This is a genomic window from Arthrobacter sp. YAF34 (assembly GCF_052113245.1).
Taxonomy (GTDB): Bacteria; Actinomycetota; Actinomycetes; order Actinomycetales; family Micrococcaceae; genus Arthrobacter.
Map to the genome: position 1 here is coordinate 38,831 of NZ_JBFRCV010000007.1, position 13,789 is coordinate 52,619.

Here is a 13,789-nt window from a genome sequence, read left to right on the forward strand (position 1 = left end):
GGTATGGTGAAACTCACAAGAGAGTCAATAGGTCCTCGGCCGCCGGCCGGAGGGGCCGCTGGGGGGAAGGGGATATTCGATGAGCGCAGCACACCTCATGCCGGCAGCGGAGGAGGGGGAGATCTCCTTGGCCGAGGCGGCCTACCGCCGTCTGCGGGACAAACTGATCATGCTTGAGATCAAGCCCGGCGCCCCGATCAACGACGGCCAGCTTGCCGCGGAGCTCGGAGTGGGCCGGACTCCCGTCCGCGAGGCCATCAAGCGCCTGGAAATCGATCACCTGGTTGTCTCCTACCCCCGCCGGGGAACGTTCGCCACCATCGTTGACATAACGGAACTGGCCGATGTCTCGGACATCCGCGAGTTACTGGAACCGCTGGCGGCCCGCCGCGCCGCAACGAACGCCAGCGCGGACATGCGCTCGGAGCTCCGGGAGGTGGCCCGGACCATCGCCGGGATCGACGCCGGGATCGACGCCACGCCACGCGACAAGCGCGAGCTCATGCGCTATGACCTCACCGTGCACCGGCTGATCTATGCGGCCGCGGGCAACCCCCATCTGGAAGACACCCTGATCCGCTACGACAACCTCGCGACCCGAATCTGGTGCCTGGTGCTGGACAAGATCCCGTCCGTTGCCGGGCACATCACCGAACATGTCGACTTGCTGAATGCCGTTGCCGACGGCGACGCCGAGCTGGCCGCCAGCCTGGCACTGGAGCACGTGACCAGCTTCGAGAAAACCGTCCGCAGCGTGCTCTAAAGTGTCCGCCCCGGCGGGTGCGGCCCGGGCCCCGCGGTGGCGGCGGCCGCCGCGGCGATATGGATGGCGAACAACCTGCCGGAGGTGCGGGGGTCCCCGCCCAGCAGGGCCTGGATCTTGTTCAGCCGCTTGTGCATTGTCTGCCGTTCAACGTTCAAGGCGACGGCCGACGCCGTCGTGTTGCACCCCGTATCGAGCCAGCACAGGAGGGTGGCCAGCAGGGCAGTGCCATGCTTCCGGTCCCACTCAAGCACTTCTCCCAGCGCTGACTCCACATAGGAGTCCAGGAAGGCCGCATGCGGCACGGCGGCTAGAATCCGGCGGCCCAGGAAGTCCATGGCATCCAGAACATCGCCCGCTGCGGGCATGCCCAGCTTCATGACTTCCCGCGCTTCTACGTAGGAGTCGTGCGCGCGGGAGCCGTCGGCCACGTTTGGTCCGAAGGTGGCGCACGTGTCCGAACCGGCCAGCGACTCCCGCGCGGCGCGGAGCAGCACTTCGCGCGCCGCCCGGGCGCCTTGGTGCGGCAGGGCGAGCAGTACCGCGCGCTCACCGTCCCATAGGTGGGACTTCACCTGCACTCCGCGCACGTGCAGCGCTCGTTCCACGGCAGGGAAATTAGCATCCCTTCCGGCCGTGCGGAAAACGGCCACAATCGCCGCGTGGCCTGCCTGGAGCCCGGCCTGCAGCCAGAGTCGCTGGACGGATTCGGCGTCGCCACCTTCGATCACCGCTTCCAGCAGGCGTGCCTCGGCCACCTGCGCTGGTGTGGGCCGAAAGGCTTGCGCCAGGGCGAGGGCCAGGATTCCGGACAGGCGGTCGGCTGCAAGCTCGAGCAGCAGCGGGTCCTCCGACGGGGAGCGGAGCGTTAGTTGGGCAGCAAGCTGGCCGCCGACCACGATGCCGGCCTCGGCCCTCGACCCTCCCTCGTCGACGGCCTCCCCCGCGCGGCCGAGGAGCGATCCGTCGGGGGCCTCCAGCGAGACCTCAGCCCCCAGGGTCGTGGCCACCAATTCGAGGATGGTCGGCAGGTGGGGTCCCCTGTCGGTGATTTGGCGCGCAATCCGCCGGGAGACGTCGTCGACCACCAAGTGGGCGGCCGCCTGCTCGTTGACCACCAGCCGGTTGACGGCCTCGGCAATGTCCACAAAGGGGGCCACGGAGCGCAGCTCTATCAGCGGCAGCCCGTACTCATCGGCCGCGGCAACGAGCCGCTCCGACAATGGGGCCGCCTGGCCGGCCGTCTGCAGGGCCAAGGCAGCGATATGCCGCACCGCAAGGCTGCGGATGTAGTCCTCCTGCTCCTTCGCCGGCAGGGCCAGGAGCGACTCCCCGCCGGAGAGCAGCAGTTCCCCGCCGCGCAGAAGCGGGGCGATTTCGAGTACCTCGCTGGAATGTACCCAGCGGACAGCCCGCTCCAAGGTCCCGGGGACGCTGCTGCGCATCAGCGGGCTGGCGGCCGCCATGGAGGGGTTAGTAAGCACTTCAGCGAGCGTGATCATGATGGTTGACCCCTTGAGCATGCGTCATATTGTCACTCAATACGCCTTCAGTGTAATCAAAAGGTCTCTACTTTGTGGGGCAGGTCACCAATAAACTGGATCCACTCCCGTTCTTCATCACAACGTAGTGAATTGAGGCACAGCATGAACCAAGCTCAACAAGGCACGCACGAAGCGGCCACTGTCGAGGTTGAAGATGTCCTGCAACCTATTCCTGAATCCGCACGGACCACGAAACTTTCCGGCCAGTTCTGGATCTGGGCCGGCGCCAACGTCGCCCCCATCAACTGGATCCTCGGGGCCCTCGGCATCCAGCTCGGCCTGGGCCTGAGCGACACCCTGATAGTCCTGATCGTCGGAAACATCATTGGCATGGCGGGCTTTGGATTCTTCGTCATCCTCGGCCAGCGGACCGGTGCGACCGGCATGCTGCTTGCCCGCGGCGCATTTGGCCGCCGGGGAGCCTACCTGCCGGCCGCCATCCAGGCGACCATCGCCATTGGCTGGTCAGCAGTGAACACGTGGGTCATCCTGGACCTGATTCTGGCACTGTTCGGCATGATCGGCTGGGTCGACCCCAGCCAACAAAACATCATGGTGCGCATCGCCGTCGCCGCGGTCATCATGACCGTCCAGGTTGCCATTTGCTACCGGGGATACCATGCCATCTCCAAGTTCGAGCGGATCACGATGCCGCCCACCATCATCGTGCTCGTGGGGATGTCCATCGTGGCCTGGACCCAGCTCGATATCAACTGGAGCTACGCCGGACCGGCCGGCGCCGTCTTGGAGGGCCTGCCGCGCATCGCTGCAATGTCTTCGATCATGACCGTGATCGGCATCGGCTGGGGTATCGGCTGGTTCACTTACGCCCCGGACTACTCCCGCTTCGTCAGCCGCAAGGTCAAGCCCGCCAAGTTGTTCGCCGTCAGCGTCCTGGGGCAGTTCCTGCCCGTAGTCTGGCTGGGCATTCTCGGGGCCAGCCTCGCGACCAAGAATGGACAGGCCGACCCCGGCGAACTGATCGTCTCCAACTTCGGCACCTTGGCCATCCCGGTCATCCTGCTGGTCATCCACGGACCGATCGCCACGAACATCATCAACCTCTACACCTTCGGCGTTGCCTTCCAGGCCCTGGACGTGAAGATCTCGCGGCGCAAGCTGTCCATCATGGTCGGCATACTGTCCATGTTCGCGGTTATCGGATTCATGTTCGCGGAGGACTTCGCGATGATCCTCGACACCTGGCTGGGCGCCATCGTGGCCTGGGTGGCGACGTGGGGCGGCATCATGGCCGTCCACTACTTCATCTTCGAGCGGCACCACAAGGACTTCTCCTACCTGTTCCTCGATTCGAAGAAGACCGCCCTGAAATCCGTGAACCCCTCTGCGTTCATCGCCTTCTTCGCCGGGATCTTCATGACGTGGCTGTTCATGTACGGCGGGATCCCTGCCCTGCAGGGGCCGATTGCGACTGCGATGGGCGGCGTCGATTTCTCCTGGCTGGCCGGAACGGTTACCTCCTCGGCCGTCTATTTTGCCCTCGGCTATCCCCGCTTCCGCCGGCGCATCAGGGCCGGAGTGCCTATCGGCATCCGCCTCGACCTGGAGGAAGAAGCTGTACTGGCCGAGTACGGCGACGCCTGCGAGGAAAAGATCCCCGTTCAGGAACCGGCCCCCGTGGCCTGAGAGCCGGCAAATGCCAATCCCCAATGTTTACCCCCCAAATTGCAAAGGAATAACCCGTGACCATCTCCACCGCCGCCCTTGCCTCGAACGTCTCTGAGTTGGAGCGCCTGAAGGTCCTGAATAACGGCACGAAAGTCAGCCTCACGTTCTCCGATGCCGAGTTTGAGCGCCGCCTCGCCGGGTTGCGCCGCATCATGGCAGACAAGGACCTCGACGCCGTCGTCCTCACCAGCTACCACTCCATCAAGTACTACTCCGACTTCCTCTTCACCTACTTCGGCCGCTCGTATGCCATGGTGGTCACCAAAGACGACACCGTGACCGTCACGGCAAACATCGACGCCGGGATGCCGTGGCGGCGCAGCTACGGCGACAATGTGGTCTACACGGACTGGCGCCGGGACAACTACATCTTCGCCATCCAGGAGGCGCTGCGCACCCGCGGCATTAACCCCCGCCGGATCGGCGTCGAAGACGACTCGCTGCCGCTGGACAACCGCAACAAGATCCAGGCAGCCTTCGCATCCGCCGCCTTGGTGGACGTGGCCCAGGCAGCCATGCGCCAGCGGATGATCAAGTCAGCCGAGGAGATCGCGGTCATCAAGCACGGCGCCCGCATCGGGGACCTCGGCGGCGAGGCCATCCGCAACGCCATCACCGCCGGAATCACCGAATATGAGGTGGCCTTGATCGGAACCGAGGCCATGGTCCGCGAAATCGCCCGGACCTTCCCGGACTCGGAAATCCGCGACACCTGGGTCTGGTTCCAGTCGGGTATCAACACCGACGGCGCCCACAACTGGGCCACCACCCGCAAGATTCGGGAGCACGACATCCTGTCCCTGAACTGCTTCCCGATGACCTCCGGGTACTACACCGCCCTGGAACGGACCCTGTTCTACGGCGAACCCGACGCCCGCTCCCTGGAACTGTGGAACATCAACGTCGAAGTCCACAAGCGCGGCCTGGAACTGATCAAGCCCGGAGCCGTCTGCAAGGACATCGCCGCTGAACTGAACGAGATCTACGTAGGCCACGGACTGCTCGCCAACCGGACCTTCGGCTACGGACACTCCTTTGGCGTCCTGAGCCACTACTACGGCCGGGAAGCCGGACTCGAGCTCCGCGAGGACATCGACACCGTGCTGGAAGCGGGCATGGTGGTCTCTATGGAACCGATGATCACCGTCCTGGACGGTCAGCCCGGTGCCGGCGGCTACCGGGAACACGACATTCTCGTGGTCGGTGAGGACGGGGCCGAAAACATCACCAAGTTCCCCTTCGGCCCCGAGTACAACATCATCGGCGCCTGACACCAACGCCTGACACCAACGCCAGCGGCAGCGATGAGGGTGCGGCGCCACGGCCACCGTGGTGCCGCACCCTGCAGGCGCACTAAACAAGGAGCTCCAGCAGCATGAACAAGTCAGTATTCCTGGAAGACATGGATGCCTTCGGCTACCGCGAGGCCCTCGCCTCCGGGAAGGCGATCGTCCTCATCCCCGTCGGTTCCTTGGAACAGCACGGCCCACACCTTCCCCTTGGAACGGATACCATCCTGTCGTCCCGTTTCGCCGAGGGTGTCGCCAGACGGCTGGGTGCGCTCGTGGCCCAGCCCATCGCCTACGGATACAAGTCGCAACAGAAGTCCGGCGGCGGCAACCACCTCCCTGGCACCACCAGCCTGGATGGCGGCACCCTGATCGGCGTGGCGCGCAACCTCGTCAAGTCCTTCCTAAACCAGGGCGTGCGGCACGTGGTCTTTCTCAACGGCCACTACGAGAACTACCAGTTCCTGTACGAGGGAATCGATCTCGCCCTGGAAGAGCTGGGGATCGGGTCCGGGGCGAAGCAGAGCGTGCTGCTGTTGTCCTACTGGGACTTTGTCAGCCAGGAAACACTGACTCAGGTCTACCCGGACGGCTTCCCGGGCTGGGACATTGAGCACGGCGGCGTCCTGGAAACTTCACTCATGCTGCACCTGGAACCGGCCAGGGTTGCCATGGACCGACTAGTCGACGGTCCTGCCGCGGTCCTGCCGCGCTTCGACAGACTCCCGGTGGTGCCCGACCGGACGCCGGCCACCGGCTGCCTCTCCTCGGCGGCCGGGTCCAGCGCCGCCAAGGGGAACCTGCTGTACGGGCAGGTTGTCGAGGACCTGACCGCAGACCTCGCAAGCGAGCTGGCCCGCGAACCGGCCGTGACGGCTGTCCCCGGGGTGGCGTAGACGCAATCAGCGGCTGAGCCACGTCGTCGGGACGTCCGGGACTAATTCGGTGAACCGTGCAGTTATGCAATCGGGGCCGCAACCGGTTCTGCGCGCAACGCGCCCTGCACGCGGATGGGAACGAAGACCACATGACGACATCGACGGCCGAGGGAGTCGGCTTCCGCTCCAAACGCGGACCAGTCCTCATCGCACTGATGCTCTCCACCGGGCTGGTGGCGATTGATGCGACCGTTGTGGCGACGGCCGTGCCCTCGATCGTGCACGACATCGGCGGGTTCGCGTCGTTCCCGTGGCTGTTCTCCGCCTACCTCCTGGCGCAGGCCGTGTCGGTGCCTGTTTACGCGAAGCTCTCCGACACCATCGGCCGCAAGCCGATCATGCTCCTCGGTATCGGCCTGTTCCTGCTCGGCTCGATTCTCTGCGGAGTTGCCTGGAGCATGCCTGTCCTCATCGCCTTCCGCGTGGTCCAGGGCCTGGGCGCGGGAGCAGTCCAGCCGATGGCCGTCACCATCGCCGGCGACATCTACACCCTGGCAGAGCGGGCCAAGGTGCAGGGCTACCTCGCGAGCGTGTGGGCGGTCTCCTCGGTGGTGGGCCCGACGCTCGGGGGAGTGTTTGCCGCACTCGGAATCTGGCGCGGCATCTTCCTCGTGAACATCCCGCTGTGCCTGGTAGCCGGATGGATGCTGGCCCGATCGTTCCACGAGAACATCGAGCCCGTGAAGCACCGGGTCGACTACCTGGGGGCGGGGCTGCTCACGGTTTCGCTCACCCTGCTCATTCTGGGGGCCCTCGAGGGCGGCCAGGCCTGGGCCTGGGACTCCGCCGTCAGCATCGCAGTGTTCGCGGGCGGTGCGCTGTTGTTCGCCGCATTCATCCTCGTCGAACGGCGGGCGGCGGAGCCGGTCCTGCCGCAGTGGGTTGTGTCCCGGCGGCTGTTGGCGACGACGGCGATGATCGCCTTCGGCGTCGGAGCAGTCATGCTTGGCCTCACCTCTTACGTTCCCACGTTCCTCGAAGGAGCTCTCTCGACCTCCCCGATCCTGGCCGGCCTCGCCCTCGCGGCGCTCACCATCGGCTGGCCGATCAGTGCGTCGCAGTCCGGCCGCCTGTATCTGCGCATCGGGTTCCGGAATACCGCCCTGATCGGCATCACGGTCACCGTCATCGGCACGGCAGTCCTGGCCCTTACCGCCTCCGTCCCCAACGTTGCGGTGGTCGCGGCCAGCTGCTTCATCGTCGGGCTCGGACTCGGGCTCGTCGCCACCCCGACCCTCATCGCCGCCCAGTCGAGCGTCGAATGGAATGAGCGCGGCGTGGTCACGGGCACCAACCTTTTCGCCCGATCCATCGGCAGCGCCATCGGCGTCGCCGTTTTCGGCGCGATAGCGAACGCTGTCTACGCGGGAACTCCGCACGGCGACACGGATCCGCAGACAATCGTGGCGGCCTCTGCCGCAGTGTTCCTGGCCGTCGTGATCGTCGCCGTCCTCACCGTCGCCGCCGTCATCGGCATGCCCGCCACCAAACCCGTCAGCCAGGTCCACGCCGCCGCGCGGGAGTGATCCACCGTTCGCGCTGACAGGAATCTGGTCGCTGCCCTGCATGGGGCAGCCTGATCGGCGCGGCGCCGCGTCCCGGGACGGCCCGGCGGGATAGAACAGAAGACGGGAACCCCGGCTTCCCTTCTTTGTTGCCCGACCGGGCACGCTCTCTTGACCTGCCGTACACCTGAGGACCATGACCGTCTCCCGCACGCGCCTTGCCCTGTTCGTCACACTGCTCGTCGCCGGCCTGGTGATTGTCGGTTTCCTCTACACCAGCGCGCAGAGGTCCCACGCCGCTGCGCCCAGAGCCTCGGCCCCGTCGGCGGCCACCGGATCGGCGCCGCCGGTGAAGTCGCTGCATTCCCCCCACAAGGTCGCCGTTGACGAGGTCCTGGCCCCGGGCCAGTGCAGGGCCCGCGCCGTTGACGCCGCCGCCGGGTTGTTCCTGCCGGATCCGGTGTGCACTCCGGGCGCCGTCGACCCGGCCGTCACCGAAGGCAACCTCACCTCCACCATCTGCAAGTCCGGTTACACGGCCACGGTCCGCGCCCCCGCTTCGGACACCAACAAAACCAAGGCCCTGAGCCTGTCCCAGTACGGCCAGACCCGCGCCGCGTCCACCGAATACGACCACCTCATCAGCCTCCAGCTGGGCGGCACCAACGCCGTATCTAACCTCTGGCCCGAACCGAACCGTGCCGGTGCGCCGGGCACCACCAATCCCAAGGATGCCGTCGAGACCCGGCTGAACAAGGCCGTCTGCTCACACAGGGTGACTCTGGCTGCAGCGCAGAAGGCCATCGCGCGAAACTGGGTCACCGCCACCAAAGACCTTCGCCTCTGACCAGGGGTCGTTTCACTCGCCCCCCGTACTCGGTGTCCGCCGTTCGGAAGCGTCCCGAGGTTGCAGCCCGGGCTTCCTGGGCGAAAGCCTAGTCCCCGGACTTGCCGATAGGATCATCTCCTTCGCCAGCCGGCAACGGTGCGCGGGCGAAACGCCTTGCGCGCCCGATCCGCCTAAATCAGGGACTGTGAGTCTCTAGCCTTCTCTGCCTCATACGACCGAAGGCCGTGTTTCACTCCCAGGCGAATGATCCAGTACAGCGCCGTTGCGATAAGAACCACAGGTATGACGAACCACGCGATGGCCGCGCCTATTGAAACCATGCTTCCCCCTTGTGAGCATTTGTGTTTGGCACAGCTTCTCATGTCGCTTCGCCAGTCAAACGGCGGAAACAGCAACGCTCAAGGCGTTAGCCGGTCGAGTCGTTCCCCGGGTCCCCATTAGGATTGCGGGTCCGGACCCGGCGCGCCACCCGGGCCACAAGAAATACGACGGCGACACCCGCCGCGACCAGCAGAATGATAAGAAGATGCCACAACTCAAGTCTCAACGGTTCCCCAATTCACACAGTGATTCTTTCGACGCAGCCTACCTTGTCGTGCCCGGGTGAATTGGTACCGCGGCGTCTCCTGTTACCCGGTGCCCGGAGTAACCCTTTCTAAAAGAGCACGTGTCGGGTTTACTGGGTCGCAAGGCTGAGACGCACCACATGGAGGGGGAACCATGCAGTCCAAGGGGACATGGCAAATTGCAGTGGGTTTGATACTGCTGGCGGCCACGGTGTTCGTCCTGCCGACCCCGCTGTTTGAGGTGTTTTCGGATAGCGCCGGCCAGGGTGCGGTGGTGATGTTCGCCGTCGGGCTCGGTCTTCTGCTCGCTGGTCTTGGATTTGTCGCGGTGGGGGTGCGGAAACGGTCGCGGAACCTGCGGACGCCGCGCACGTACGACACGAGGGAGCCCTCCACATCCGACGAGGACCGTCCGGTCAATCCCCATGCGGTGCCACATTCCTACGGCGCGGTTCCTCCACCGATCTAGACACCCCTGGCCGCCGTCGTGCTGCGGACCGTCACCCTCTGCGGGCAAGAGGTCCGCTTCGCGGCTTCCTGGTGCAGAATTCCTAGCGCAGGAGGGCGTTCTTCTGCCGGGCCTTGATCATTGAGTGCTGCCCGCAGTTGGAGCAGGTGATGTTGTAGGCCCTGGAGGTGGTGACGACGGGGATGAAGAACAGGGTGAATTTTGTCGCGCGCTCTTGGAGCCGGTGCGGCACGAGCCGGCGGCAGTACTGGCAGGTGGCCGCCCGCCCGGGAAGGTCGCGGAGGGCGGTCTTGAGGCCAAAGAGGAGAAAGATGGCGGGTGCCTTTCCAGAGAGGTTCCCGATCAGGGGGTGGGCTGGGCTCCCGGAAGCGGTAGGCGGGCTGCGAGGCCGGAGAGCAGGATGGTGATGCCTTCGTCCAACTCGGCCATCCCGTCGTAGTCGGCGAGGACCGGGGCGAGGGCGCGGAGGCGCGGGAACTCTTTGGCCGGCAGGCGGTGCAGGCCCAGGCGGAGGAGGGCCTCGTTTTCGTCGGGATCGACGATGAACTCCTGCAGCTCGTTGAGGATGTGCCCGTAGAGGTAGCCGTAGTACGCGCGATAGACGTGCAACGCGTCCTCGGGGCCGAACCCGGCCTCGATCAGCAGGGACAGGATCTGCTCCAGCGGCCGCAGCGTCCCCAGCGGCCGGAGGCCCAGGGGTGTTGACAGGGGGCGCGTGACGAGGAGCGGCACGACGTTGGGGTGTCGGAGCGCCAGGTGCCGCAGGTCGTGGGCAATGCGGCGGAGCTGGGCCTGCCAGTCGGGGTCATCGGGGATGACGGCCAGTTCGTTCAGGACGAGTTCGGAGACCCCGTCCAGCAGGGCCGCGCGGTTTTCGGCGTAACGGTACAGGCCCATGGGATCCCGCCCGAGTTCCTGCCCGAGCCTGCGCATGGTGAGGGCGTCGAGTCCTTCGGCGTCCACCAGGGCCAGGGCCGCGCACAGAACAATCTCGCGGCTGAGTCGCTTCTTGCCGGGAACCGCTGGGGGCGCGGCGGCCCCCGTTGAGGGTGCCGGATTGGCTTCGGGCGACATGGTCTTCCGTTCGGATCGGTGTGAGAACACGGCAGACTTCCCTGGAAATAAGGAGGTTGCTTAATGTGTAGTCTACGCCTAGAGTCTACAGCGTAGAAATGTTGTTCCGACTGGTGTCTGCGGCACGTGGATTCCAGCCCGGCAACGCTCTATCCCGGATCTGCGGCGACGCGGCAAACCGGAACTGCTTCGGCGCCGCGTGCACGGCCTCGAGGCCTAGCTGCTGTAGCCACACGGCGGCACACGATGCACCGCGAGGAAGCGAGCCACTCATGGCAACTTCTCACTATGACCAATTCCTGCAGGAAGCCACCGCCAGTGATCCTGCATCCGACCACGGCCTGGGCCGTGACCCGCTCTACGGCCTCTACACCAGCTGGTGCTTCCTGGGCCAGGCCGCACCCCGCCCCGAGGACGCCTTCTGGGCGGCCATGAAGAAAAAGCAGATCCATCCCAGGCGCACCGGTCTCCGCATGAAAGGGCCGGCCGCAGAGGACTACATTCTGGCCAGTTACCCGGGCTTGGTCTGACCCGGGTGACCACCGCGTCAAACACCTATCTGCCCCGGGACGCGCATCAGCCCCGCGGCCGCCGGCCGTGGTGCGCGGCCTGCGCCACCGACCGGCACGTCCTCGTAGACTCCGTCACCGTGATGAATCTGCAGCAGGAAACCCTGGCGGCGGCCATCAGCTGCACCAAATGCGGCAGCGCTCACGTGATGGCCACGACGGCGGCCCTGCTCGCATCCATTCCGGGGCGGAACGGGAACACCGCCGGCGCCGCGCTCCGCGACGCCACGTACCGGCACTGCCAGGAGCCAATGTCCGCGGTGGACCCCGAACGGCGTAGCGCGCAGCGTCCCGTTTCCACCTACCCCGGAGCCCGGGATCTTCTGGGCGATTACCTCAGGACGCGCGTCCTGCGGTGCCGGTGCGGGTTCCAGATGGATATACGCCACCCCTGAGCGGGCGGCCTGACCGCATATCGACGACGCGTCCCGGCCTCAGCCATGCCGCTGGGGCCGACGTAGGAGAAAAAATGAAGATACCTGACGCACGGGGACCCATCAGTGGGGGCCTGTTCCGGCTACTGGCTGGCGGGCCGAGCCATGACTCCGCCGCACACGACGCCCTGCACACTCTCACCGAGCGGCAGCTGCCGCTCGTCGATGACATCATCGACGACGGCGACGCGCAGTTGGCCCTGTTCTGCCTGTATGAGCTGCATTACGGAGGCCTGGACGGGGTGGATGACCGCTGGGAATGGAACCCGGGGCTGATCACGCTCCGCCAGCTCCTGGAGGAACCTTTCGAGCAGGCGCTGCGATCCGCAGCCAGCCTGTCCGCCGGGACAGTCGGGGCCCCGGCTGGCAAGGCGCTGGACAGCGACGCCGTGGCGGATATTCTGTTCGGGCTCGCGTCCCAGGACGGCGGCCCGGGCATGTCCCGCCACGTGGCGAAGAAGGCGACCCTCGGGCAGCTCCGTGAATTCCTGGTCCACAAATCGATTTATCAGCTCAAGGAAGCCGATCCGCACACCTGGGCGATCCCCAGGCTGAACGGCCGGGCCAAGGCTGCGCTGGTGGAGATTCAAGCTGACGAGTACGGCGGCGGCCGTCCGGACCGTATGCACAGCGCCCTCTTCGCCCGGACCATGCGGGGGCTGGGGCTGGATGACAGCTACGGAGCCTACGCGGACGCCGTTCCGGCGATTTCACTCGCCTCGGTCAACATGATGTCCCTGTTCGCGCTGAACCGCAGACTTCGCGGTGCCATCGCAGGGCATCTGGCGATTTACGAAATGACGTCCTCCCGGCCGAACCAGCTGTACGGCAACGGCTTCAGGCGCCTCGGATTCGAGGCCGAAGTGACGGCCTACTTCGACGAGCACGTCGAAGCGGACGCCGTCCACGAACAGATCGCGGGCAGGGATCTCGCCGGAGGTCTCGTCGAGGCTGAGCCGGACCTCTTCCCGGATGTCCTGTTCGGCGCGACGGCGGTGCTCGCCATCGACGCGCGCCTCACGGCGCACATCATGGGGGCCTGGGAAAGCGGCAGATCCTCGCTCGACTCGCCCGTTCCCGCCGCGGCCTGACCTGGCATCCCGCCTGCCCCAGCCCGCCGGCACACGAACCCCAGCCAGGGAGCACCCATGAACCAGAATCCGCAGGAATCCACCCAGAACGGCTCCATCGTGGTCTGCCCGGACGGGCCGATCCTGGTCCGCGGCGACTTCGACATCGTCACCCCGTCCGGGGAAGCCGTGCCGCGGCAGCGCAAAACCGTCGCGCTCTGCCGCTGCGGCGCCTCCGCGATCAAGCCCTACTGCGACGGCACCCACAAATTGATCGGGTTCCGAACTGAAGTCCCGGCGCCCACTGACCGGACGCGTTAGAGCCGTATCCAGTACCGCCAGGCGGACTCATCGGCGACATTTGGCTTGGCCGGCACGCCGCATTGGCTTTCGATCGTCTTCGCAGAGGCGATGTTCCCGACCTCGCACACGACCAGTACCCGGTCCATTCCCAGCGCCTTCGCTTCGGCGAGCATCCGGCCCAACGCCCACGCAGCCAATCCGCGGCGACGGGCGGAGGGCCTGATGCCGAAGCCAATATGGCCGGCCCGCGCCACCCCCTTGTGAGACTCGTGCCTCAACGCGATCCCGCCCAGGACCTGGCCGCCGTCGACGATCCAGCGGTAAGTGCAGCAGCCCGCCTCGCTGGCGAGCCGCACCATCCACGCCTCAAACCCGGCCGGCGATTCGACGTCGTCAGTTTCCAGCAGCCCGAAACCATCCTCATGGACGCCCGGGCCCCACTCGCCGTGCGCCTCCAGCCAGGCCGCACGCAGACGTCCTGTCGGCGCGATCAACTCGGGCCTGGCAGCCCGGACAGGACGGCGTTCACCGATTCGCATTTGTCGATTCGCCCCTCACCTTGGCGTCAGGTCCTAGGGTACAAACAAGACGGCTGGAAACAGCCTGGGGGAGCGAGACGACGGCCGGATAGGCTGAGGAAATGTCTGTCTCTCCGATGGTCGCCGTCTGTGGCCCCGCTTCGTGGAATCACCTCATCCTCCTTGACCATCTCCCGGAACCAGTCCC

At 65.8% G+C, this 13,789-nt stretch carries 15 protein-coding genes; 11 read left to right on the forward strand and 4 right to left on the reverse strand.

The features are described 5' to 3' along the window. Positions 1 to 79 precede the first annotated feature (79 nt). A complete protein-coding gene (locus tag AB4Y72_RS10140; protein WP_441426035.1) occupies positions 80 to 763 on the forward strand; it encodes a GntR family transcriptional regulator in 684 nt (227 codons plus the stop codon). Here AB4Y72_RS10140 and AB4Y72_RS10145 read toward each other — a convergent pair. Continuing rightward, positions 760 to 2,286, reverse strand: coding sequence for a PucR family transcriptional regulator ligand-binding domain-containing protein (locus AB4Y72_RS10145; protein ID WP_441426036.1), 1,527 nt, complete (start codon positions 2,284 to 2,286; stop codon positions 760 to 762). The two genes, AB4Y72_RS10140 and AB4Y72_RS10145, sit on opposite strands and share 4 nt — an antisense overlap. Before the next feature lie 123 nt (positions 2,287 to 2,409). Here AB4Y72_RS10145 and AB4Y72_RS10150 point away from each other — a divergent pair, with 123 nt between their 5' ends. From AB4Y72_RS10150 to AB4Y72_RS10175, 6 genes are all read left to right on the forward strand, one after another. Then, entirely contained in the window at positions 2,410 to 3,954 is a 1,545-nt protein-coding gene (locus AB4Y72_RS10150; RefSeq protein ID WP_441426037.1) for a purine-cytosine permease family protein, read from the forward strand. Between the two features lie 56 nt (positions 3,955 to 4,010). Further along, positions 4,011 to 5,267 (forward strand): aminopeptidase P family protein, encoded by a 1,257-nt coding sequence (locus AB4Y72_RS10155; RefSeq protein ID WP_441426038.1) that lies wholly within the window; start codon positions 4,011 to 4,013, stop codon positions 5,265 to 5,267. A gap of 104 nt (positions 5,268 to 5,371) precedes the next feature. Continuing rightward, a complete protein-coding gene (locus AB4Y72_RS10160; RefSeq protein WP_441426039.1) occupies positions 5,372 to 6,181 on the forward strand; it encodes a creatininase in 810 nt (269 codons plus the stop codon). Positions 6,182 to 6,312: 131 nt separating this feature from the next. Next, positions 6,313 to 7,749, forward strand: coding sequence for an MFS transporter (locus tag AB4Y72_RS10165; RefSeq protein ID WP_441426040.1), 1,437 nt, complete (start codon positions 6,313 to 6,315; stop codon positions 7,747 to 7,749). Positions 7,750 to 7,924: 175 nt separating this feature from the next. Then, complete coding sequence (locus AB4Y72_RS10170) at positions 7,925 to 8,575, forward strand: hypothetical protein (protein WP_441426041.1); 651 nt, start codon at positions 7,925 to 7,927, stop codon at positions 8,573 to 8,575. Positions 8,576 to 9,298: 723 nt separating this feature from the next. Beyond that, positions 9,299 to 9,613, forward strand: coding sequence for a hypothetical protein (locus AB4Y72_RS10175; protein ID WP_441426042.1), 315 nt, complete (start codon positions 9,299 to 9,301; stop codon positions 9,611 to 9,613). 82 nt (positions 9,614 to 9,695) lie between these two features. On the opposite strand, the gene AB4Y72_RS10180 is transcribed toward AB4Y72_RS10175, so the two are convergent. Next, positions 9,696 to 9,959, reverse strand: coding sequence for a zinc-ribbon domain-containing protein (locus tag AB4Y72_RS10180; protein WP_441426214.1), 264 nt, complete (start codon positions 9,957 to 9,959; stop codon positions 9,696 to 9,698). Beyond that, a complete protein-coding gene (locus tag AB4Y72_RS10185) occupies positions 9,956 to 10,687 on the reverse strand; it encodes a TetR/AcrR family transcriptional regulator C-terminal domain-containing protein (protein ID WP_441426215.1) in 732 nt (243 codons plus the stop codon). The genes AB4Y72_RS10180 and AB4Y72_RS10185 overlap by 4 nt, the downstream gene beginning before the upstream one ends. A 272-nt stretch (positions 10,688 to 10,959) precedes the next feature. Here AB4Y72_RS10185 and AB4Y72_RS10190 point away from each other — a divergent pair, with 272 nt between their 5' ends. The 4 genes from AB4Y72_RS10190 (at position 10,960) to AB4Y72_RS10205 (ending at position 13,081) form a co-directional block, all read left to right on the forward strand. After that, the gene (locus tag AB4Y72_RS10190) at positions 10,960 to 11,217 is read left to right on the forward strand and encodes a hypothetical protein (RefSeq protein ID WP_441426043.1); all 258 of its coding nucleotides are present in this window, start codon (positions 10,960 to 10,962) and stop codon (positions 11,215 to 11,217) included. 5 nt (positions 11,218 to 11,222) lie between these two features. Further along, positions 11,223 to 11,651 (forward strand): hypothetical protein, encoded by a 429-nt coding sequence (locus AB4Y72_RS10195; RefSeq protein ID WP_441426044.1) that lies wholly within the window; start codon positions 11,223 to 11,225, stop codon positions 11,649 to 11,651. A gap of 74 nt (positions 11,652 to 11,725) precedes the next feature. Continuing rightward, positions 11,726 to 12,781 carry an iron-containing redox enzyme family protein gene (locus tag AB4Y72_RS10200; RefSeq protein ID WP_441426045.1) on the forward strand — a complete coding sequence of 352 codons (1,056 nt, stop codon included), beginning with the start codon at positions 11,726 to 11,728 and terminating at the stop codon, positions 12,779 to 12,781. Between the two features lie 57 nt (positions 12,782 to 12,838). Beyond that, positions 12,839 to 13,081: a CDGSH iron-sulfur domain-containing protein gene (locus tag AB4Y72_RS10205; protein WP_441426046.1), complete on the forward strand. Its 243-nt coding sequence runs from the start codon at positions 12,839 to 12,841 to the stop codon at positions 13,079 to 13,081. Here AB4Y72_RS10205 and AB4Y72_RS10210 read toward each other — a convergent pair. Next, positions 13,078 to 13,602: a GNAT family N-acetyltransferase gene (locus AB4Y72_RS10210; RefSeq protein WP_441426047.1), complete on the reverse strand. Its 525-nt coding sequence runs from the start codon at positions 13,600 to 13,602 to the stop codon at positions 13,078 to 13,080. The two genes, AB4Y72_RS10205 and AB4Y72_RS10210, sit on opposite strands and share 4 nt — an antisense overlap. Between the last annotated feature and the right edge of the window lie 187 nt (positions 13,603 to 13,789).